Below are 22,443 nucleotides of genomic sequence, written 5' to 3'. Positions count from 1 at the left end.
ATAAGAAGCGCTTATGGAAGCGCTTATAGTCGGTGGATGGACCTGCGACGGCTGCGGTACTTCGCGGTACTGGCGGAGGAGTTGAACTTCACCCGGGCCGCGCACAGGCTGCACATCGCCCAGCCCGCCCTGAGCCAGCAGATCAAGGCGTTGGAACGGGACATCGGTGCCCGGCTGCTCGACCGGACCAGTCGTGGCTGCGCCCTGACCGCCGTGGGGACGGTCGTGGCGCGTGAAGCCGTTGAACTGCTGGCCCACGCGGCCGCGGCGCAGGAGCGGATCCGTGCGGCACGCGACGGGCGGCGGGAGCAACTGCGCCTGGCCTACACCCGCTCCGCCCGTGGCGGTGTCGTCGACGCCCTCGTCGCGCAGTTCCGCGCACGCAACCCGGACATCGACCTCGTCCCGCAGACGGGGTGGACGGCACACAACGTCAGCGAACTGCTCGCCGGCCGACTGGACGCGGCCTTCGTCCGCCCTCCACTGGACACACCGGGCATACAGTGCCGTCTGATCGCCCGGGAAGAACTCCTCCTGGCCGTCCCCGTCGACCACCCGCTCGCCGGCGAACGCCGGATCCCCCGCCACCGCATCGCCACGGAACCGGTGATCCTGTGGCCGCGCGAGAACGGCCCGGGCATGCACGACCGGATCACCCAGCAGCTGTGGCCCCATGGCGGCCCGCGCATCGTCCGTGAGGAACCCGACGACGAGCAGCTTCTCCTCGCGGTGGCCACGGGCGCCGGAATCGCGCCGGTGCCCGAGGGGCGAGCGCGTGCGCTCCGGGTACCCGGGGTGCGCCTACGTCGGCTGAGCGCCCCCGTCCCCACCGTGGACATCGCCCTGGCCTACCACCGACGCACCGCCACTCCCCTGCTGGACCGGCTCCTGGATGTCGTCGAGTCGGTGGCCGGCCAGGCGGGACCGGATGACTCCGGGGACCCGGTGGGCGGCGTTGGGCCGGGGCCGACGCCCACGCCGTGACGGTGCAGGCCATCAACGTGCTGCGCTGATGGGGGGGCAGTGCACGAGAGCCGACGAACGTGCCTGCCGCGCACGTGGAGCCACTGTCCTGGGCGGCCCACCAACTGGCGACCGGCGCAGGACTGAACCAACTCGCCCGGGTCTCCGCGCAGTTCGAACGGTGCGCAGATCGCGGTTCCGGAGTGGACCATGCTGACCAGCCGTGTCCTGATCCATCAGATACGCCCGCGCCGGTCACCTGCGCCAAGGCCGCCGCGGCTGACCTTCTCAGGCCCTGCCGCCGGTGTCGATGAGGATCTGCGCGGCCTGCGTGACGTTGTCCGCGCGGACCGCTTCGGTCATGGCGGCGCGCGCCGCCTCGGGCGTCGCGTGCGGCGGGACCACGAGGAAGGAAAAGAGATCCTGCTCGCCCAGGGTGATGAGGACGGTGTCGTCGCCGACCGGAGAGGAATCGATGTGGACGACACGGCCCTCGACGGTCATCCGCGTCGGCAGCGCTTCCCAGGCGTCGGCGTCCAGGCCGACGCGGGTGATGGGCCCGAGATACTCGGTGAGCGCGGTGATCAGAGCGGGAAGCTCGGCGGCGATGTCACGGGAGCGCGGCCACCACGCCCCGTCGAGCACTCCCTGGCGGTCGTGTGTCGTCTCCAGCCGTACGACGGCCGTCCCGGGCTTCACCGCCTGGTGGACAGCGTCCGGCAGGAGCCTGGTCACCTGCGGGGAGTGGGAGTCCGGCATCGGTCTCGCCTGCCTGCCTGGAACGAGGGAACGGCGTGGCTTCCTGGTTTCACGGTACTCCCCGGCCTGCGGTGGCCGGGAAGCCCGCGGGACATCCGCCAGGGCTGTGGGACGCACCGCGGTAGGGTGGGAGAACCGTCCCGTCCTCTTCTGGTCCATCGAACTCCGAGGTCGCCATGCAGCCCATGGAAGCACCCTCGGACGGGTACGCCGAGGTCCGTATCGTCGCCTCCTCGCCCGAGGCCGCCCGCCGGGTCGCGGAGGCTCTCCGCCACTGCTTCGCCGCCACCGAGCAGCGCAGCTACCCCGCGGGCGCCGACGGGGGAACGCGCCTCGACCTCACCGTGGACACCGCCCGCCCGGCAGAACCGGCACGGTCGTGGCTGGAGACCAGCCGGTCCGCGGAGAACGCCCGCCGCCGGAAGTGAGCCAGGGCCCGGAACGGCCCGCCCGACCCCTTCGCGGAGTAGCGTGAAGGCATCGGGAGCACTTCGCACACCGGCTCCGACGCCGGTGCCGTTCCCGATGAGCGACGACGCCGGACGACTGTGCCCGCGCAGGGTCCGGAGAACGGGTCCTGCCTGATGTCCGCGACCATCCCTCCTCCTCCGCTGCGGGCCGTTCCCTTCAGGGCCCCGCCCGCGCGCCTCGCGCTGAAACCCGAGAGCCCTTCCGGCGGGCCGGCCGAGCTGGACGGCGCCTGGTGGCCTCGGTCGGATGACCTGCTGGGCGAGCTCTCCGCGTTGGCCGACGTGCTGGATCCGCTGTGGGGACGGATCACCCGGATGGCCGTCAACCCCCGGCACTGGCCCATCCTCCCGCCAGGATCTTCGTCAACGGCCATGTGGTGCGGGTCGGTTGGTTCACGGCGGATCTGGACCCGCACGCGATCCTTCTGCTCTCCTTCACCGCGGGACCCTGGAACCTCCTGGTGATCCCCCCGGAGACCGACGCCGCCTCGGCCGCCCGGCTGATGGCCGCCGCGAGTGCGGGCACCGGCCCGCCGATGACCGCGACCGCGCTCATGACGGCGGAACGGGCCCGCTGCGCAAGCCCGCGACAGGAGAGGACCGGAGAGGACGGGCGCGGCGGTGCCTTCTGGGCACACGGCCAGAACCAGCAGCGCGCCGCGGGGATGTGATCGCCGTGGTCACCGCAGCGGGGCGGAGCCCGACGCTGCGCCCGTCGTGGCGGGGATCGGACCGAGCGACGGTGGCATGCTGTGGAAGGAATGTGTTCTGGTGGACTCATCAGAACGCGAGGACCGGACACGAGACCGGAACAGAGGACCCCGGAACAGAGGACCGGAACATGAGGACCGGAACACGAGAGCGCGCCCTTGAGCCGGTCCGGGTTTCCGGCACAGGAAGGGTCCTCGTCTCCTTCACCGTACTCCCGCCTGTGTAACCGCCGCGTCCGCCCGCAAGCGGCATCGCGCTGACACAGGCTGGCGCCGGACGTCGACCGGTGGCACCGCTCAGGGTCGTGCCGCTGCGGACACCCGGCCCGACGCACAGGAAAGCGGTACTCGATGATGTACGACCAGACGCGCGCTCAACAGCCCGCGGACCAGCCCCGCGACGTCACGGGACGCCATGCCCCCGGGCCGGCACAGCTGATCCCGTCGGACGCGCGGAACGAGATCGTCCGGCGCCTCGGACGGGCCGTCAACACGTTCCCCGACGCTCCGCGTGAGTCATTGCAGGAAGCCGAGGGTGCCTTCGACGAGGCCACCGCCCAGCTCATGGCCGTCCTCGCCGAACAGCGGCGGACCCTCCGCGCGGGCTGGCAGGACCAGGACCCCGAAACGCAGGCGGCCGAACTCCACCTGGCGCTGAGGCAGTACCGGGAGATCACCCGACGCCTGCTCCGCCTGTGAACGACGACGTCGACAGGCGCGTCCACGAGCTCGGACTTCGGGGACCGCGCGAGCCCGATGTCCCCCCGCAGGAATGTCACAGGCCAGCCCGATAAGTCCCCCCTGACGCATGGCGAGTTTGCGTCACACCGCGATCTCGTCGCCCTGAACTATCAACAGAAAACGGTCCCTTGAGGGAAGCTGGGCGATCATCCGGGATCACATTCCGGACCGCGGCGGTCGAAGGTGCTCGATCCGGCCGCCGACCTTCATTCCTTCAGCACCAGGGATCACCATGCCCCCCACCCCCCACCCGGCCCCGATACCGGGCGGCGCGCGACGCGCCGCCCGGATCGCCGTGGCCGCAGGCCTCGTCGCCGCGCTCTCCGCGGCCGGGCCCATACCCCTCGCCCTCGCCGCGGACGGCTCGACCGCCACCGCGGCCGATCCCGGCGTCAAGTCCGCTCACGACAAGCTCGGTTCGGACGACGCCGACCTCCTCGCGGAGGCCAAGGCACAGCGCGACAAGACCGTCACGATGATGATCGCCACGGCGCCGGGGCAGACCGAGAAGGTCGCCCAGGAGCTGGACGCGATCAAGGGCGGCTCGGTCGGCCGTACGTACGACAAGCTCGGATACGTACGGGCCACCGTGCCGACCGGCAAGGCCGACTCGGCCATCGCCTCCGCCACGAGGCTCTCCTCCGTGCACGCCATCGACCTGCGGGACGAGATACCCCTGGAGGAGCCGAGCCTCGACAGCGGCGGCAAGTCGAGCGCCTCCGCGGCCACTTACCCCGGCCCCGGCAAGGACACCCCCGCGAAGAACCCGTACAACCCGTCCTTCGAGACGGGCGCCGTCGACTTCGTGAAGAAGAACCCGAAGGCGGACGGCCGCGGTGTGACCATCGGCGTCCTCGACACCGGCGTCGACCTCGCGAGCCCCGCGCTACAGAAGACGACGACCGGTGAGCGCAAGATCGTCGACTGGGTGACCGCCACCGACCCGATCGTCGACGGCGACGGCACCTGGCGCCCGATGACCACGTCCGTCACCGGGCCCACCTTCACCTACGGCGACAAGACCTGGAAGGCCCCCGCGGGCTCGTACGGGATCAGCACCTTCAGCGAGGCCGTCACCAACCAGGGCGAGGTCAAGGACGGCGACGCCGACGGTGACGTCAACCGCGACGGCGACAAGACCGACGACTGGGGCGTGCTCTACGACCCCGCCGCCGGCACGGTCACCGTCGACGTCAACGACAACGGCGACTTCACCGACGACACCCCGATGAAGCCGTACAAGGAGGGTCACCAGGTCGGCCGCTTCGGCACCGACAACCCGGCGACCGACATCCCCGAGACGCAGGACTTCGTCGTCGAGATCCGCAAGGGCGTCCCGATGGACCCGCTGGGCGGCGACTGGGTCGGCAAGAAGTCCGACTTCGTCAACATAGGCCTCACCGCAGGCTCCCACGGCACCCATGTGGCCGGCATCACCGCCGCCAACGGCATGCTCGGCAGCAAGCACATGAACGGCGCCGCCCCCGGCGCGAAGATCGTGTCGTCCCGAGCCTGCATCTTCGGCCCCGGCTGCACCAACGTCGCGATGACCGAGGGCATGATCGACCTCGTCGCCAACCGCGGCGTCGACGTCGTCAACATGTCCATCGGCGGCCTGCCCCCGCTGAACGACGGCAACAACGCCCGCGCCGAGCTCTACACGCGCCTCATCGACACCTACGGCGTCCAGCTCGTCATCTCCGGCGGCAACTCCGGCCCCGGCGCCAACACCATCGGCGACCCCGGCCTCGCCGACAAGGTCCTCTCGGTCGGCGCCGGCGTCTCCAAGGAGACGTACGCCGCCAACTACGGCAGCGGCGTGGCGAACGAGTACCAGCTGTTCAACTTCTCCTCGCGCGGCCCGCGTGAGGACGGCGGCTTCACCCCGACCGTCGTCGCCCCCGGCTCCGCGGTCAGCCCGATCCCGGCCTGGATGCCCGGCGCGCCGATCGCCGAGGCGGGCTGGAAGCTCCCGGCCGGCTACGCCATGTACAACGGCACCTCGATGGCGTCCCCGCAGGCCGCGGGCTCGTCCGCGCTGCTCCTGTCCGCCGCCAAGCAGCGGGGCATCAAGCTGACGCCCGAGAAGCTGCGTACCGCGCTGACCTCGACGGCCCGGCACATCGAGGGACTTCAGGCCTACGAGGAGGGCGCCGGCCTCATCGACGTCGGCGATGCCTGGAAGGCGATCAAGGCGGGCGCCACCGCCCATGACTACGCCGTCAAGGCCCCGGTCGACACCGCGCTCGACCAGGCGCTGAAGACGCCGGGCTTCGGCACGGGCGTCTACGACCGCGAGGGCGGCCTCAAGGCCGGGGAGAAGAAGACGTACGACGTCACCATCACCCGTACGTCCGGGCCCGCCGGCTCGCTCGCGCACACCCTGCGCCTGGCGAACAACAAGGCCCGCACCTTCTCGATCCTCGGCCCGAAGGTCGTCGACCTGCCGCTGAACAAGCCGGTCACCGTCAAGGTGCAGGCCGCGCCCAAGCACGCGGGCATCAAGAGCGCGATCCTGGTGGCCGACGACCCGAGGACGGCGGGCGTCGACAAGCAGATCCTCAACACCGTCGTGGTCTCCACGCCGGTGAAGCACACCTTCACCGCCTCCGGTTCGGTGGAGCGCAACAACTTCAAGTCGTACTTCGTCACCGTCCCCCAGGGCGCGAAGTCGCTCCAGGTCACGCTCGGCGGGCTGAAGGAGGGCAAGACGGTGTTCAGCGCCATCAGCCCGTACGGCACCCAGGCCGCCGACGACGACGTGAAGACGACGGACATCGCCCGGTACGCGGACCCGGAGCCCGGCGTCTGGGAGATCGAGGTCGACGCGCGCCGTACGTCGACGCTGCTGGACAACCCGTACAAGCTGAACGCCACCGTGTACGGCGCGTCCTTCGACCCGGCGTCCGTGACCGTGCCGGAGGCCAAGGTCGGCACGCCGTTCCCCGCCTCCTGGACGGTGACGAACAAGATGGAGGCCGTTGAGGGCAACCTCAAGGGCGGCGCCCTCGGCTCCTCGAAGACGGCGCGGCCGACCATCGCCGAGGGCCAGACGCAGACCAGCACCGTCGAGGTGCCCGAGGGCACGACCTCGCTGGACGTCTCCATCGGCAAGGTCTCCGACGCGGGCGCCGACCTCGACCTGTCGGTGTACGACGCGGCGGGCAAGCTCGTCGGCCAGTCCGCCGACGGCGACTCCGACGAGTCCGTCTCCATCGCGAACCCGGCCGCAGGCACCTACACCGTCGAGGTGGTCGGCTTCGAGGCGCCTTCCGGCTCCACCGCCTACGACTACCGGGACGCCTTCTTCTCCTCCGCGCTCGGCTCGGTCAAGGTCGACGAGTCGTCGCCGGTGAAGCTCGGCACGGGCGACTCGGCGAAGGTGGCGGCCGACGTCACGGTCGCGCGGGCGGTGCCCGAGGGCCGGCAGCTCTTCGGCGAGGTGCGGCTGGTGAACACGCGCGGGACGACCGCGGGTGTGGGCGGCGTGACGATCGAGAAGGTCACGCCGTAGTCGTCGTACGGCCCGGTTGAACGGCAGTTGTACGACTGAGGGGCGGGTGTCCGATGCCGGACGCCCGCCCCTTTCGCCTTGCCGTCAGCCCGCGTTGAGCCCCGCGAGCTCGCCGAGCGGCAGGGTGTGCTGGGTCTGCACGACCTTCGCGCGCAGGTAGCGGACATTGTCCGGGGTGGCGAAGACGCCGGTGGGGACGCGGTCCTGGACCTGGATGCCGAGGGCGCGCAACTGGTCGGCCTTGTCGGGGTTGTTGGAGAGCAGGTCCAGTTCGCCGATGCCGAGGGCGGTGAGCATCTGGGCGGCCGCCGTGTAGTCGCGGGCGTCCTCCGGGAGGCCGAGGGCGGCGTTGGCGGCGTAGGTGTCGAGGCCCTGGTCCTGGAGGGCGTACGCGTCCAGCTTGTTGTAGAGCCCGATGCCGCGGCCCTCCTGACGCAGGTACAGCAGCACGCCGCCGCGCTCGGCGATGCGCTCGACGGCCTCGCGCAACTGGGGGCCGCAGTCGCAGCGGGCCGAGCCGAAGACATCGCCGGTGAGGCACTCGGAGTGCAGGCGGACCAGCGGGGTGGAGCCGGGGGCCGGATCGCCGAGGACGACGGCCACGTGCTCCTGGCCGTCGGTCAGGCCGTGGAAGGTGACCAGTTCGGCGTCGGCGCGGTAGCCGTCCTGGAAGCGCAGCGGGACCCGGACGCGGGCGCGCTGGGTGGCGGCGGCGGTGAAGTCGGGCATGCGGGTTCTCCGGGTTCCGTACAGGGCTGTCTGCTTCAGATTTGAAGCAGCTCCTCGGATCAGGACCCTACCCCATGCTTTAAATTTGAAGCAACAAGTTTGTCGCCGAGGTCACGAACAGGACTTGGGCGACCGCCGCCGCCACGGCACGTCATCCGCCGTACCGTGCGCACCCTCACCCTTGAACCCCTCGCCGACCGCCGTGAAGATCTCCTCCAGCTGCCCGACCTGCTCCGGGGTCAGCCGGTCGAAGAGCAATGACCGTACGGTTTCGACGTGCCCCGGGGCCGCGCGCTCCAGGACCCGCATCCCCTCGTCGGTGAGGGCCGCCACGCTGCCCCGTTTGTCCCAGCGGCAGTCCTCGCGCCGTACCAGGCCGTCCTTCTCCAGGCGCGTCACGGCGTACGTCAGCCGACTGCGGGTGATCTTCAGCCGTTCCGCGAGATCGGTCATCCTCAGGCGGCGTTCCGGGGACTCGGACAGGGTGGAGAGGATGGAGTAGTACATGTGCGGCATGCCGGCCTCCTGCTGGAGCTGCCGGTCCAGCGCGTCCTCGACCAGGAGGGCGGCGCCGATGTACGCGCGCCAGGCGCGTTGCTCCTCGGGGGTGAGCCAGCGAGTCGTCATACGGCCAGTGTAGTTTTGTTTCAAACTTGAACCAAGCCCTGTCTCGTTCCGACCCCACTCCGGCCCCGAAAGGGAGCGCGTCGATGCCGTCGTACCCCTACGTCCTGCTGTCCGCCGCGGTCTCCCTGGACGGCTACCTCGATGACACCACCCCCGACCGTCTGCTTCTCTCCAGCCCGGCCGACTTCGACCGCGTCGACGAGGTACGCGCGTCCGTCGACGCCATCCTGATCGGCGCCGGCACGATCCGGGCCGACAACCCCCGGCTGCTGGTGAACTCGGCCGAGCGGCGGGCCGCGCGCAAGGCGGAAGGCAAACCGGAGTACCCGCTGAAGGTGACCGTCAGCGCGTCCGGCGAGCTGGATCCGACGGCGAGCTTCTGGCACACCGGCGGCGAGAAGATCGTCTATACGACGGAGAAGGGCGCGGAGCGGCTGCGCCGGGCGCCGGTCGCGGCGGACGTGGTCGCGCTGGGCGCCGACCTGGACTGGCGGGGCCTGCTGCGCCACCTGCGCGAGGCGCGCGGGGTCGAGCGGCTGATGGTGGAGGGCGGCGGCACGATCCACACGCAGCTGCTCCAGCAGGGCCTGGCCGACGAGGTGCAGCTGGTGCTGGCGCCGCTGTTCGTGGGGGATCCGAAGGCGCCGCGGCTGTTCGGCCCGGGCGGGTACCAGGGCGGACGCCTGCGTCTGCTGGAGACGCGACAGATCGAGGACGTCGTCCTGATGCGCTACGAGCCGACCGCGCCCGGCGCCGGCGTGCTGCCCTCCGCCGCGGACCGGAAATGGCTGGCGCTGGCATGCGAGCTGGCGGCCGAGTGCCCGCCGTCGGGTACGGCCTTCAGCGTCGGGGCGGTCGTGGTGGCGGCCGACGGGACCGAGCTGGCGCGGGGCCACTCCCGCGAGGGCGGCGATCCCGTGGTGCACGCCGAGGAGGCGGCGCTGGCGAAGATCGCGCCCGGGGATCCGCGTGTGACGTCCGCCACGGTCTACACGAGCCTGGAGCCGTGCACGCGCCGGGCGTCCCGTCCGGTGCCGTGCGCCCGGTTGATCCTCGACGCGGGGGTGCGCCGGGTGGTGACGGCCTGGCGGGAGCCGGACACGTTCGTGACGGGCGCCGACGGGAGCGGGCTGCTGGCGGGCGAAGGGGTGGACGTGGTCGTCCTGCCCGAGTACGAGGGCCGGGCCAAGGCCCCGAACAGCCACCTTCTGCCGTGACGCCGGGGCCCTGAACAAACCTCGAAAACCGCCGCTCGCGGCGGCCCCGGGAAACGCTGGTGCTTTGCGTCCCGCGGATGGCGTACTATTGAGTCATCGCCGCGGGGTGGAGCAGCTCGGTAGCTCGCTGGGCTCATAACCCAGAGGTCGCAGGTTCAAATCCTGTCCCCGCTACTGAAGACTCAGGGCCGGAACTGAAAAGTTCCGGCCCTGAGTGTTTTCCACCGCGGCTTTCCCGCCCGATACCCCCGCTGGTCCGGTCGGCTCCCACCACTCGCTCGCCGCCCACGCGTCGGCAACCCTGGTGAGGTGGAGGAACGGCGGATCTCGTACGCACGCCGGTTCGTCCGGCTGCTGCCTGCCCTGCTGATCGCGGCCGGATGCGGCTACGACTACGTCACGCCCACGGATTTCACCGGCGCCCCCTTCTTCACCGCGGCGCCCCTGGTCGCCGCCCCGCTCTACTCGCAGCGCGGCACGGTGCTCACCAGTGCCGTGGCGGTCGGCGCGCTGCTCGTGCTCCGCGCCGGTCTGGGCGGCCTCTCCCGGGCCGAGGTGATCACCGAGCTGGTCACGGTGGTCACCGTCTCGGTCCTCGCCGTCCTCGTCAACCTCCTCGTCCGCCGCAGCGACGCCCGCCTCGCCTCCGCCCGAGCCATCGCCGAGGCCGCCCAGCGCGCCGTACTGCCCGAACCCCCCGGGCGGATCGGTGGGTTCCAGATCGCGGCGCGGTACGAGGCGGCGCAGGAGGGGGCCTTCATCGGCGGTGACCTGTACGCGGTGCAGGACAGTGCGCACGGTGTGCGGCTCGTGGTGGGGGACGTGCGCGGCAAGGGGATGGGGGCGGTCGGGATCGTCGCCGTCGTCATCGGGGCGTTCCGGGAGGCCGCCGAGCAGGAGACCACGCTGGAGGCGGTGGCGCAGCGCCTGGAGCGGGCCCTCGCAAGGGAGCGCGCGGGACGCGAGGGGGTGGAGTCCGCCGAGGGGTTCACCACCGCCGTCCTCGCCGAACTCCCGCACGGCGACGGGATCGTGCGTCTGGTCAACCGGGGGCATCCCCCGCCGCTGCTGCTCTACGCCGACGGCACCGTATGCGCGCTGTCCGCCCCCGAGCCTGCGCTGCCGCTCGGCATGCGGGAGCTGGGTGCCTGGCCGGACCGGGCCCAGGAGACCGGCTTCCCGAGCGGAGCGACGCTGCTCGTGTACACCGACGGCCTGTCCGAGGCCCGGGACGAGCGCGACCGGTTCTACGACCCCGAGGCGGGACTCGCGGGGCGGGCCAACGCCCGGCGCGAGCCGGCCGCGCTGCTCGGCGCGCTCGCGGCGGAGGTGCGCCGGCACTCCGGGGGAGGGATGGCGGACGACATGGCCCTCATCGCCGTACGGCGACCCTGATGGAGATCTTGTGGAGCGGCCATGGAGGCAGCACCCTTGATCGTTGTCACCAACGGTGATCGGGCGACCCCCCTCCGCATAACAACTGACATACCGTCATTACCTGTGTGACTCCCGAGTGCTGGCCAACTCGCCCGAATTAGGCCGCTCATGACCCGTAAGTCCAGGCGAAAATCGTTAATGATCAAGCGGAACAGCTTGGAATCCGCACCCCGCGTCTATTAACGTTCGATAACGCAGCGCGGTCGTCCCAGCCGTCACAAGAGGCGGCTCCGTGCGCACGCGCCGAATCCCGCAAGGGAACCGGGGAACCACCACCTTGGGGTGAATCGCACGGATACCGCCGGGAACCCACGGCCGGTATACGCGCGTAGGAGACCTTCCTGCTCCGAACCCGTCAGCTAACCCGGTAGGCGAGAAGGAAGGAAAGGAGCACGCCCACGTGGCGTCCAACCGCCCTGCCCCGCAAGCCCCGTTCGTGCCGAGCCGGCGCACCACCGAGACCTTCGGCTACGACCGCCATCGCACCGACGAGGGCCCGTTCGAGGAGTGGAACCCCACCGCGGAGTCCATTCGTCCGGTACGCGGCAGGCATCGCGTCTCCAAGCAGCGCGGCGGGGGACTCGCCCGCAGCTCCACGGTGCTCGGCGTCGGTGTCATAGCCGCCGTCGGCGCGGGCGGCATGGCCAGCGCCAACAGCGGCAAGCCGCCGGTGGCCATCACCATCCCGGACCTGCCCCTCATCTCCGACGACGACGCCGCGCCCGCCGAGGACGCCGGTACCGCTCTCAGCACCATGGGTGCGGCGGCCGACGAGACCCAGCAGGACACCACCGACGCCGGCGAGGCGCTGCGCAGCCGGATCATGGCGCAGGCCGAGCAGCAGCAGGACCAGATCGAGAGCAAGGCCGCCGCGGCTGCTGTCGCCGCCGCCGAGAAGGAGGCCGCCGCCGCGGCCGCCAAGGCGGAGAAGGAGGCCGAGGCCAAGGCCGCCGCCGCCAAGGCCAAGGCCGAGGAGGAGGCCCGCAAGAAGGCCGAGGCCGAGCGCCTCGCCGAGCTGGCCAAGCAGTACACGCTGCCGACCTCGTCGTACACGATCACCTCGACCTTCGGTCAGGCCGGCGCCTACTGGTCCTCCGGCTACCACACCGGCCTCGACTTCGCCGCTCCCACGGGCACGCTGATCAAGGCCGTGCACAGCGGCACGATCACGTTCGCCGGCTGGGACGGGTCGTACGGCTACAAGACGGAGCTCACCCTCGACGACGGCACCGAGATCTGGTTCGCCCACCAGTCCTCGATCAGCGTGAGCGTCGGCCAGAAGGTCAACACGGGCGACGTCATCGGCCGCGTGGGCGCCACGGGCAACGTGACCGGCGCCCACCTGCACCTCGAGGTCCACCCCGACGGCAGCGCGAACGGCATCGACCCGCTGGCGTGGCTGCGCGGCAAGGGGCTCACGCCCTGAGCCCCTGAGGTCTCCCCGGCGGTTCCTGATCCCCGGTGGTCCTGACGACAACCCCCCGACGTCAGGGCTGCCGGTTCCCGGAGCGCCGGGCTCCACTTGTTTACGGGAACTTTGCGGCGGGCCAGGAAGATCGGCCTCCGGCAAGGACGTTGATTCCGAGCATGACTGCACCCCTTCGCAAGCTCGGCTCCTCCGACCTGGAGGTCTTCCCGCTCTCCCTCGGCGGCAACGTCTTCGGCTGGACGGCCGACGAGTCCCAGTCCTTCGCCGTCCTGGACGCCTACACGGCCGCGGGCGGCAACTTCATCGACACGGCCGACTCGTACTCGGCGTGGGTCGAGGGAAACGCGGGCGGCGAGTCCGAGACCGTCATCGGCAACTGGCTGAAGGCGCGCGGCAACCGGGACGACGTCGTCATCGCCACCAAGGTCAGCCAGCACCCGGACTTCCAGGGCCTGACCGCGGCCAACATCAAGGCTGCCGCGGACGCCTCGCTCCGCCGACTCGGCACCGACCACATCGACCTCTACTACACCCACTTCGACAAGCCGGAAGTGCCGGTCGAGGAGATCATCGGCGCGCTGGACGACCTGGTGAAGGCCGGCAAGGTACGGCACATCGCCGCGTCCAACATCTCGGCGCGGCGCCTGGAGGCCTCCCTGGCCTTCTCCGACCGCGAGGGCCTCGCCCGGTACGTCGCCCTCCAGCCCCACTACAACCTGGTCTCCCGCGACACCTACGAGGGCGAACTCCAGAACCTCGCCGAGCGCGAGGGTCTGGCGGCGGTCCCGTACTTCGCCCTGGCGTCCGGCTTCCTCACGGGCAAGTACCGCGCCGGCGCGACGGTGGAGAGCCCACGCGCCGAGGGCGCCGCCAAGCACGCGGCATCGGAGCGCGGCCAGAGGGTCCTCACCGCCCTGGACGACATCGCCGCCGCCCACGAGGCACCGGTGGCGACGGTAGCCCTGTCCTGGCTGGCAGCCCAGCCGACGGTCACGGCCCCGATCGCCTCGGCCCGGACGGTGGAGCAGCTGCCGGCCCTGATCGGGGTGGACGAGCTGAGGCTGACGGAGGAGGAGGTGGGGAGGCTCACGGAGGCGTCGGCTTGAGGCATTCTCAGCGGGTCCGGCGTTTGATTTTCAGCCCGTCCGGCGTTTGAGGACGAGGCCCTTCGGGCCGAAGCGGGGGTCCAGGGGGCGGCAGCCCCCTGGCGGGGTGGAAGGGGCGGAGCCCCTGCAAGGGATGGGACGGGTAGGGGCGGCGGGGGCGAGGAAAACCGCGCTGAACCCCGCTCACGTCCGATACGGGTTGTACCCGGGGTACGGCGCCGCCGCTCCATACGCCTGCCAGTACCCCGCCCCCGCATACCCATACGCAGCCCACACCTGCACAGCCACCCCCTCCAACGCAGCCCGCTCCAACGCCGGCCGAGCCACCTCGCGCCGCAACCACAACTCCTGCAACAACTCCCGCTCACGCACCACGAAGTCACCCCCAACCCGCCCCCGCCGCCCCCGACGCCGCAGAAACGCCAACGACGTCGCGTACCCCTCGTACTCCGCCACCGCCCGCGCGGCCCCCCGTCCACCGAGCCGCCGCGCATACTGCCGAGCCACCCGCCGAGCCCGCATCGAACCGAGCGCGAACGGCTCCCCCGGCGCCAGCCACCCGGCGGCGACATAAGCGGGCAGCTCCTCCCGCACGGTTCGCAGCTCCCGCTGCCGCGTCCAGATCACCAGCCACGTCAGCAGCCCGAAGGCGGGCACCATGAAGGCCGCGTACACCGCGAAGAACCCGAACTCGCCGAAGGCCGACGAGCCGTTCCACAGGGCGTGCATGCCCATGGCGAGCAACAGCCCGAAGAGAGGGAGGAGAACGCGCCGCACATGCTGCCGCTCGCCCGACAGCGCGGCGATGCCGAAGCCGATGCCGGTCAGGACGGTGAAGAGGGGGTGCGCGAACGGCGACATGATGACGCGGACGAAGAAGGTCGCCGCGGTCACGGAGGCGATGCCGCTGTCGCCGGAGAGCTGGTCGGTACCGAAGGCGGTACCGAGGTAGAGGATGTTCTCGGTGAAGGCGAACCCGGTGGCGGTGACGCCGGCTATCACCACGCCGTCGACGATCCCGGTGAAGTCCCGTCGCCGGAAGAGGAACACGAGCAGTACGGCCGCGGCCTTCGCCATCTCCTCCACGACGGGCGCTATGACGGTCGCGCCCAGGGTGTCCGCATGGGACGGGTCGGCGGTCGCGGTGGCTATCCATCTCGTCGCGAAGCTGTTGGCGACGATCGCTATCAGCGCCGCCGCGCAGGCACCCCAGGCGAAGGAGAACAGCAGATTGCGCCAGGGCCCCGGCTCGACCCGGTCCAGCCACCGGAACGAGGCGACGAGCAGCGGCACGGGCAGTACGGCGAGCCCGAGCCCGACCAGGAACCCTTCGGTGCCGGTCTGCTCACGTACCAGGGCGAGGATGACCAGCCCGGAGAGCGCGAGCAGCGTGCTGAGCGCGCCGTAACGCACCCACCGCTTGTGCCACCAGTGCGCGTGCCGCGGTGCGCCGCCGGTGGGACCGGTGGGCCCGGTGGGGTGCGTCGGGTACGGGGGACAGGTGGCCACGGCATTGACCCTAACGAGGCAGGGGCGCCGTCGGCAGCAGCGCGAGGGGCTCGGGCGCCGGTGGGGGGGTTGCTTGCTGCTGCTACCGCTGTACGCGGCGGAAGAGCAGGTCGTTCACCACATGACCCTTGTCCAGTCCCTGCCCCTCGAAACGGGTCAGCGGCCGGAACTGCGGACGGGGCGCGAAACCGCCGTCGCCCTGGGTGTTCTCGAAGTCGGGGTGCGCGGTCAGCACTTCGAGCATCTGTTCGGCGTACGGCTCCCAGTCGGTGGCACAGTGCACGACGGCACCGGGCTTCAGCCGGGTCGCCGCGAGGCTGAGGAACTCGGGCTGGATGAGCCGCCGCTTGTGGTGCCGCTTCTTGGGCCAAGGGTCCGGGAAGTAGACGCGCAGTCCGTCGAGCGAGTCCGGCGCGAGCATCTCGCGGAGCAGGATGATCGCGTCGCCGTTGCCGACCCGGACGTTGGACAGCCCGTTCTGATCGGCGAGATTGAGCAGATTGCCCTGCCCCGGGGTGTGCACGTCGACGGCGAGGATGTTGGTGCCGGTGTCACCGGCGGCCATCTGCGCGGTCGCCTCGCCCATCCCGAAGCCGATCTCCAGCACCACGGGGTTGTCGTTCCCGAACAGCTCGGGGAGGTCGACGACCCGCTGCCCGTCGATGTCGAGCCCCCACTTGGGCCACAGCCGCTGCAACGCGTCCGCCTGCCCCGCGGTCACCCGACTCCGCCGCGGCTGAAAACTCCGAATCCGCCGCTCGAAGTGCGACCCGGCCGGATCGGCCTTGGGCCCGTCGGGAAACCGCGGCTCCCCCTTGGCCCGGGTGCGCCGTACGGAAACACCGGGGTGATGGCCGGCATCCCCGGCGTGCTCGGGCTGGGGGGCTTCGGAGGCGTTGAGGGAGTCAGACACAGTGAAACCGATTTTACGGCGCCCTCGCATCGATCCACGCGCAGGCTTTTCGTCGGCCCGGGCCGGGCATCTCCAGCCCGTCCGGCGTTTGAGGACGAGGCCGCCACCGTCCCTGGCCCCCGCCCACCCGCAGGGTCTTCGCCGGCCCAGGCACTCTCAGCCCGTCCGGCGTTTGAGGACGAGGCCTTTCGGGCCGATGGCGGGGTCTGGGGCGGCAGCCCCAGCGGGGTGGAAGGGGCGGAGGCCCTTCAAGGGATGGGACGGGTAGGGGCGGCGGGGGCGAAAACCGCGGCCCCGCACCCACACCGCACCGCACCCCACTCACACAGCCCCCAACACCCCCAGCGCCCGCCTCGCCACCTCCCTCCCGATCGGCAGCGAAGCGGTAGCCGCAGGGCTCGGCGCATTCAGCACATGCACGGCCCGCACCCCCTCCCGTATCAGGAAGTCATCCACCAGCCCCCCGTCCCGCAACACGGCCTGCGCCCGCACCCCTGCCGCAGCCGGCACCAGATCATCCGAGGTCACCGCAGGCAACAACCTCCGCACCGCCTCCGTGAACGCCCCCCGCGACACCGACCGCCGCAGCTCCCCCGCCCCGTACCGCCAGTGCCGCCGCGCCATCCGCCACACCCCGGGCCACGCCACCGTCGCCCCGACCTCCCGCGGCCGTACGATCCCCCACCCGTACCCCTCCCGGGCCAGCGCCGGCACCGCGTTGGGCCCGACGTGCACATCCCCGTCGATCCCGCGCGTGAGATGCACCCCGAGGAACGGGAACGCCGGATCAGGCACCGGATACACCAGCCCCCGCACCAGCTCGGGCCGCGCCAGCGAGTAGTACTCCCCCCGGAACGGCACGATCCGCACCTCGGGCTCGTCCCCGGTCATCCGGGCCACCTCGTCGCAGTACAGCCCGGCACAGTTCACCAGCACGCGCCCCCGCACGACGTCCCCGCGCGTGGTCCGCACCGCGACCCCCCGCTCCGCCCGCCGGTCGACCCGCTCGACCTCCGCGCCGTACCGGATCTCCGCCCCGGAGGCCTCGGCCAGCTGCCGCGCGACCCCGACGAAGTCACACACGCCCGTGGTCCCGACGTGTATGGCGGCGAGCCCCTGCACCTCCGGCTCGTACTCCGCGATCTGCGCGACGCCCAGCTCCCGCACCGGAATGCCGTTCTCCCGGCCGCGCTGTACCAGCGCGTGCAGCCGTGGCAGCTCCGCCCGCTCCGTCGCGACGATCAGCTTGCCGGTGACGGCGTGCGCGATGCCGTACTCCGCGCAGAACTTGACCATCTCGGCGGCGCCCCGCACCGCGTACCGCGCCTTCAGAGACCCCGGCCGGTAGTAGATCCCGCTGTGGATGACCCCGCTGTTGCGCCCCGTCTGGTGCCGGGCCGGACCCGGCTCCTTCTCCAGGACGGTCACCCGCGTCCCCGGCGCCGCACGCGTGATCGCATACGCCGTGGACAGCCCGACGATCCCACCGCCGATGACGAGCACGTCACAGTCGTAAGCGAGCGTCCGCACCTGCCCCACCTCCCGGTTTCGATAATGCCTTGCGCCACTGACAACGCACTCAAACCCAAGGGACCACGGCGCCGGGAGGGGATGCCCGGCCCGCGCGCCTCGGCGTGACGATTCCCAGGGGGATCCTTGGGCAAGGGCGGGAAATGCGGCATTCGTCCGCCGTGATTCCGCCACGAGGAGTTCACCGGGCGCCGAGCTGCGCTTCACCCATGGCGAGTCCAGTGGGACGTCTTCCGCAGGGCAGGCAAGGGCGGCAAGGGGCGACACCTACCTGGTGCGGATGCTCTGCAACGAGAAGGAGACCGCCTTGAAGGCCGGCCGCCGCCGACCACGCGCGGGTGCCGAGGCCCTCCGATCTCCGCCTACGCCGGCGCCATCAGCAACGGCCGTGCACGTTCCCGTAGCTCGACCACGCGCGGTTCGTCGCCGTACGGCTCCAGGCGGTGCAGCAGGTCCTTGACGTACTCCGTGGTGCGCGCGGACGATATCCGCCCCGCGACCTCCACCGCCCGCACCCCCTGCTCACACGCCGCATCGAGATTGCCCGACTCCAGCTCGGCCACCGCCGAGACGACGAGCCGCAGCCCGTGCGACCGCACGAACTCCTCCGTCGGCTTCGACAGCGCCTGTTCCGTGAACCGCCGTACCTGACGTGGTGCCTTCAGGTCGCGGTAGCACTCGGCGGCGTCCGCGGCGAAGCGGTCGTAGGAGTAGAAGCCGAGCCAGGACGGGTCGTTGTCGCCCTCCCTGGACCGCTCCAGCCAGCCTTCCGCCGCCTTCAGCGACGCACCGGCGGCCTGTGCGTCACCCGCGCGCGCGTGTGCGCGTGCCTCGACGAGGCGGAAGAAGCTCATGGTGCGGGCCGTGGCGAGCCCCCGGTTGCGTTCCAGCGCGGCCTGGGCGAGGTCGACGCCCTCGTCGCCGAAGCCCCGGTAGGTCGCCTGGAGCGACATCGACGCCAGCACGTACCCGCCGAGGGGTACGTCGGCCGCCGCGCGGGCGAGTCGCAGCGCCTGGATGTAGTACCGCTGGGCGGCCTCCTGTTGCCCGGTGTCGAAGGCCATCCACCCGGCGAGACGCGTGAGTTCGGCACTCGCCCCGAACAGGGCACGGCCCACTTCGTCGGAGTACGAGCCGAGCAGCAGCGGTGCCGCCTCCACCCGCAGGCACTCGGGCACCATGGACGAACGCCAGTCGCCGCCTCCGTACTTGGAGTCCCAGCGCCTGGCGTCCTCGGCGGCCTCCCGCAGCTTCTGCACATCGCTGTGGCCGACTTTGAGCGGTGCGCCGGCCCCCTCGGACGGGTTCACCTCGCGCGCCACCGAACTGTCGGCCGGGGTTATCAGCCACCGTGAGGCGGGCGTTGCGTATGCGCTTACTGCGAACGAACCGGCCAACGACTGCCAGATGCCGCCGGAGCCGGCGCGCCGCCCGGCGAGGTCGAGACGGTAGAGCTCCGTCGCCGACTTCACCGCCTGTCCGACGTCCCGGGGGAAGGCGAGGCCCACTTCGGGTGCGGGGTCCGCGTCCGCCAGGCCGATCTCGTGGAGCGGCACCGGACGGCCCAGCTTCTGGCCGATGGCGGCCGCGATGAGGTGCGGCGCGGCACCCTGCGGCACCATGCCTTTCGACACCCAGCGCGCCACCGACGTCTTGTCGTAGCGAAGAGTCAGGCCCCGCTGAGCGCCAAGATCGTTGACGCGTCGGGCGAGTCCTGCGTTGCTGATTCCCGCGAGGGCGAGAACGGCGCCGAGTTTTTCGTTCGGCCCGCGTTGCTCCCTGGACATGCGCCACCCCTCGACACAGACGGCTGCCGCGCTGGCATAACCACGCGGCATTCGTAAACCCAGCGTAGTTCGCCGCATCCCAAGCGTTAAGGGGCATTCTTCCGGATGGCGGGATTGTGGTCCGTACTCAAGTGCGCATCCCCTACACACAGTTGTGACGTGCTCCCGCTGTGTGGCCGTGCGCCCGTCCGTGCGCTCTTCTCCAGCCACCGGGGGAGCGGTTCCATGGCTCATGCGTGGGTCGGCCCGCTGTACTGGATCCAGCGGGCTGGGGGATTCCGCCGCCTACATCCCCGCGGGCGGCGGAACGGTCCGGGGGGCGTACACCGTTCCCCGGACTGCGCGCACCGCGAGCACACCGCGTAGTGCGCAGGGATTGCACGGAGTGTGCGCGAGCCTGTCCCCGCATCGCCGATTTGGCCGAAAAGCGACCCCGCCTCGCCCGGGCAATTACCGCTCCGACCATGGGACTTGAGGGCGTGAAGGGCGTTTTGGGGGAGCGCATCGGGGGCGCATTCGCGTCGCAGTCGGTGGCCGATCCCCTTGCCTCGTGCGGGCGTTCGGATCGCCCGACGGGCCTTGCACGCTGACAATTCCGGGATCTCGAGCGGCTCCGCCGCCACTCCGGCGCGCGTCCTTCATGGCAGCATGGTGACCGGTTCGTACGGTGCACTGGTTGTCCACAGCCTGTGGAGGCGGCGATGCGGTGGTTGGTGGGATGGAGCAGCACCACCGCGGTGGCCGCCGGTATCGGCTCCGCGGGGGCCACCGGAAGCGACGGCGAGACCGTGCACCCGGTCGGCTCCCAACTCCTGTGGGGCGACCCCGATCCACTGTGGGCCGTCGGCGACTGGCGCCCCGACGAGGTGCGCGTGGTGAAGGCCGACGCGCAGAACAGGATCGCCGTCCTCGGTACCTGCGGCGCGAGTGACGAACAACTGCGCCTCGGCCTGTTCGCCGCGCGCGGAGGCGCACTGCGGCATCTGACGGCCTGGTCCGGCAGCTACACGGCCGTCGTCCAGGTCGGCCGCCGGGTCACGGTGTGCGGTGATCTGGCGGGCGCGCGGCCGGTGTTCTACACCCCTTGGGCCGGCGGTACGGCCTATGCGACCGCCGCGCTCCCCCTCGCCGACCTCATCGAGGCCAACCTCGACTTCGGCCACCTCGCCGCGCTGCTGGCAGCCCCCGACGTACCGGCCGCCCTGCACGACTCCACCCCGTACGACGGCGTACGGCGCATTCCGCCGGGGCATGCGCTGATCCTGCGCACCGGGGCGCGCGAGATCGCCGGGTACGAGCCGGTCGCCTCGCTGGCGGTCGCGGCGCCCACCGCCGACCCGGACAGCGCGGTGGACGCCGTACGCGACGCCCTGGTGGAGGCGGTACGCGCACGTCTGTCCGCGCCCCGCCATGTCCCCGGCGCCGACATAGACCCCGGCCCGGTCCCGGGCATGGGCCCCGCCGAACGGCGCGCCGCGCGCGGGATGCCGGTCCCGGGCATCGGCGCGGACCTCTCCGGCGGCCCCGCGTCAGGCACCCTGGCCCTTCTCGCCGCAGGCCTCCCGGGCATGCCGGGCACGGTCCTGGGCCACGGCACGGGCGCGGGGGAGCGCCTCCTGGCGGTCACCTTCAACGACCTCGCGGTGGGCGGCCGCGAGGCCGAGCTGGAGCGGGCCGGGAACCTGGCGGCCAACCCCCGCCTGCACCACGTGGTGGTCACGGGCGGCGAGGAGACACTGCCGTACGCCGACCTGGAGGGCCCCCTGACGGACGAGCCGGGCCCCAGCCTGGTCACGGCGGCGCGTCACCGCGTCCGCCTCGCCGCCGGCAGCGCTGACCACTTCACGGGCTACGGCGCCCGCCAGGTCCTGGACGCCCACCCGGCCCGCCTGGCCGACCTCCTGATGGACCGCAAACGCCGCCACCTGGTCCGCCCGGTCGCGGCGCTGGCGAAGGCGGACGGCTCGGTGCTGGTCCCCGCGCGCGTGTACGGCGCGGCGAGAAAGCTGGCCCGTACGCCGTACCGCACGGGAGTGGAGTCCCTGGCCGCCCGTCTGATGGACCGCCGCTTCGACGAGCCCGGAGGTGCCGTAGGGGCGTCGCTCGCCGCGCTCACCTGGGCCAGACCGGGCCCCGCGGCCCGCTGGCTGACCGGCGAGGCCCTGGCTGAAGTATCGGTTCGCCTGCAAGCCGCGACGAGCCGCAACGGAGTGGGCCCCGGCCAACGCCCCGGCGACTACCGCGCGCGTGCCGCCCTCGCCCGCCAGGCCGCGGACATCCGCGTCCTGGAACAAGCCGCCGAGATCCGCTCCCAGCGCCTGCACACCCCGTTCCTCGACAACCAGGTGGTACGCGCGTGCCGCGCGCTCCCCGAGGCCCTGCGCGTCCAGCCCGGCGCCCGCGCCGCCATCCTCCGCACGGTCCTGGAGGGCGCCGGAGTCGCCGACCTCCCGCCCGGCTGGGGCGCCCCGTCCCACGCCCCGGCGGCAGCAGCGGTACGTACCGGCCTTCGAGCGTCGGCCGACTCCCTGATGGCCCTCTTCGGCACCCCCCTCCTCGCCCAGGCAGGCCTGGTCGAAGCCCGAGTCGTCCGCAAGGCCCTCCGCGCCGCCGCCGAAGGCGAACCCCTCCCCCTCGACGGCCTCGCCGACCTCGTATCCCTGGAACTCTGGCTCCACCGCCTACTGGCCCGCCGAGGCACCTGCTGGACCGGCACCCCCGCCCGCCAACGAGCAGTACCGGCAGGCATCAAGCCACAGCGGGGGGCACTGGGAACGGGGGTCGGCCACTCCAGCCCGTCCGGCGTCTGAGGCCGCCACCGTCCCGGGCCCCCGCCCACCCGCAGGGGTTTGGTAGGCCCAGGTACTTCTAGCCTGTCCGGCGTCTGAGGCCGCCACCGTCCCTGGCCCCCGCCCACCCGCAGGGGTTTGGTAGGCCCAGGTACTTCTAGCCTGTCCGGCGTCTGAGGCCGCCACCGTCCCTGGCCCCCACCCACCCGCAGG

At 71.6% G+C, this 22,443-nt stretch carries 16 protein-coding genes, 1 tRNA gene, 1 pseudogene and 1 riboswitch; of the genes and pseudogenes, 11 read left to right on the top strand and 7 right to left on the bottom strand.

Annotation, left to right across the window (positions count from 1 at the left end; translation table 11 throughout):
- The first annotated feature begins 36 nt into the window (after positions 1-36).
- Positions 37-984: a LysR substrate-binding domain-containing protein gene (locus KUM44_RS17320; RefSeq protein WP_254389646.1), complete on the top strand. Its 948-nt coding sequence runs from the start codon at positions 37-39 to the stop codon at positions 982-984.
- Between the two features lie 267 nt (positions 985-1,251).
- On the opposite strand, the gene KUM44_RS17315 is transcribed toward KUM44_RS17320, so the two are convergent.
- Positions 1,252-1,722: a DUF5994 family protein gene (locus KUM44_RS17315; protein ID WP_217208800.1), complete on the bottom strand. Its 471-nt coding sequence runs from the start codon at positions 1,720-1,722 to the stop codon at positions 1,252-1,254.
- Positions 1,723-1,898: 176 nt separating this feature from the next.
- On the opposite strand from KUM44_RS17315, the gene KUM44_RS17310 reads away from it, so the two are divergent.
- From KUM44_RS17310 to KUM44_RS17295, 4 genes and pseudogenes are all read left to right on the top strand, one after another.
- Positions 1,899-2,150, top strand: coding sequence for a hypothetical protein (locus KUM44_RS17310; protein ID WP_217208799.1), 252 nt, complete (start codon positions 1,899-1,901; stop codon positions 2,148-2,150).
- A 156-nt stretch (positions 2,151-2,306) separates the two neighbouring features.
- Positions 2,307-2,863 (top strand): annotated as a pseudogene (locus tag KUM44_RS47185) (DUF5994 family protein).
- Between the two features lie 390 nt (positions 2,864-3,253).
- Positions 3,254-3,601, top strand: a complete 348-nt coding sequence (locus tag KUM44_RS17300) for a hypothetical protein (RefSeq protein ID WP_217208797.1) — start codon at positions 3,254-3,256, stop codon at positions 3,599-3,601.
- Positions 3,602-3,875: 274 nt separating this feature from the next.
- Positions 3,876-7,157, top strand: coding sequence for a S8 family serine peptidase (locus KUM44_RS17295; protein WP_217208795.1), 3,282 nt, complete (start codon positions 3,876-3,878; stop codon positions 7,155-7,157).
- A gap of 84 nt (positions 7,158-7,241) precedes the next feature.
- On the opposite strand, the gene ribA is transcribed toward KUM44_RS17295, so the two are convergent.
- Positions 7,242-7,886 (bottom strand): GTP cyclohydrolase II, encoded by a 645-nt coding sequence (gene ribA, locus KUM44_RS17290; protein WP_217208793.1) that lies wholly within the window; start codon positions 7,884-7,886, stop codon positions 7,242-7,244.
- A gap of 111 nt (positions 7,887-7,997) precedes the next feature.
- A complete protein-coding gene (locus tag KUM44_RS17285) occupies positions 7,998-8,513 on the bottom strand; it encodes a MarR family winged helix-turn-helix transcriptional regulator (protein WP_217208792.1) in 516 nt (171 codons plus the stop codon).
- Between the two features lie 83 nt (positions 8,514-8,596).
- Between KUM44_RS17285 and KUM44_RS17280 the strand changes: the two genes are divergently transcribed.
- From KUM44_RS17280 to KUM44_RS17260, 5 genes are all read left to right on the top strand, one after another.
- The gene (locus KUM44_RS17280) at positions 8,597-9,730 is read left to right on the top strand and encodes a dihydrofolate reductase family protein (RefSeq protein ID WP_217208791.1); all 1,134 of its coding nucleotides are present in this window, start codon (positions 8,597-8,599) and stop codon (positions 9,728-9,730) included.
- 100 nt (positions 9,731-9,830) lie between these two features.
- A tRNA-Met gene (locus KUM44_RS17275) sits at positions 9,831-9,904 on the top strand.
- 135 nt (positions 9,905-10,039) lie between these two features.
- A complete protein-coding gene (locus KUM44_RS17270) occupies positions 10,040-11,125 on the top strand; it encodes a PP2C family protein-serine/threonine phosphatase (protein WP_217208790.1) in 1,086 nt (361 codons plus the stop codon).
- A 273-nt stretch (positions 11,126-11,398) separates the two neighbouring features.
- Positions 11,399-11,556: riboswitch (cyclic di-AMP (ydaO/yuaA leader) on the top strand.
- 11 nt (positions 11,557-11,567) lie between these two features.
- Positions 11,568-12,593, top strand: coding sequence for a M23 family metallopeptidase (locus KUM44_RS17265; protein WP_217208789.1), 1,026 nt, complete (start codon positions 11,568-11,570; stop codon positions 12,591-12,593).
- Between the two features lie 161 nt (positions 12,594-12,754).
- Complete coding sequence (locus KUM44_RS17260; protein ID WP_217208788.1) at positions 12,755-13,702, top strand: aldo/keto reductase; 948 nt, start codon at positions 12,755-12,757, stop codon at positions 13,700-13,702.
- 183 nt (positions 13,703-13,885) lie between these two features.
- On the opposite strand, the gene KUM44_RS17255 is transcribed toward KUM44_RS17260, so the two are convergent.
- From KUM44_RS17255 to KUM44_RS17240, 4 genes are all read right to left on the bottom strand, one after another.
- On the bottom strand, positions 13,886-15,211 hold the full coding sequence (locus tag KUM44_RS17255) for a PrsW family intramembrane metalloprotease (RefSeq protein ID WP_217208787.1): 1,326 nt from the start codon (positions 15,209-15,211) through the stop codon (positions 13,886-13,888).
- Positions 15,212-15,293: 82 nt separating this feature from the next.
- Positions 15,294-16,124 carry a tRNA (guanosine(46)-N7)-methyltransferase TrmB gene (trmB, locus tag KUM44_RS17250; RefSeq protein ID WP_217208786.1) on the bottom strand — a complete coding sequence of 277 codons (831 nt, stop codon included), beginning with the start codon at positions 16,122-16,124 and terminating at the stop codon, positions 15,294-15,296.
- A 321-nt stretch (positions 16,125-16,445) separates the two neighbouring features.
- Positions 16,446-17,654 carry an L-2-hydroxyglutarate oxidase gene (lhgO, locus tag KUM44_RS17245; RefSeq protein ID WP_308402633.1) on the bottom strand — a complete coding sequence of 403 codons (1,209 nt, stop codon included), beginning with the start codon at positions 17,652-17,654 and terminating at the stop codon, positions 16,446-16,448.
- Positions 17,655-18,016: 362 nt separating this feature from the next.
- On the bottom strand, positions 18,017-19,441 hold the full coding sequence (locus KUM44_RS17240) for an MFS transporter (protein WP_217208782.1): 1,425 nt from the start codon (positions 19,439-19,441) through the stop codon (positions 18,017-18,019).
- Between the two features lie 701 nt (positions 19,442-20,142).
- On the opposite strand from KUM44_RS17240, the gene KUM44_RS17235 reads away from it, so the two are divergent.
- Positions 20,143-22,251, top strand: coding sequence for an asparagine synthase-related protein (locus KUM44_RS17235; RefSeq protein ID WP_217208780.1), 2,109 nt, complete (start codon positions 20,143-20,145; stop codon positions 22,249-22,251).
- Positions 22,252-22,443 lie beyond the last annotated feature (192 nt).

This window comes from Streptomyces sp. AC550_RSS872, assembly GCF_019049285.1.
Taxonomy (GTDB): Bacteria; Actinomycetota; Actinomycetes; order Streptomycetales; family Streptomycetaceae; genus Streptomyces.
The sequence above is the reverse complement of the archived record's forward strand: the minus strand, read 5'-3'. Positions and strand labels throughout refer to the sequence as shown.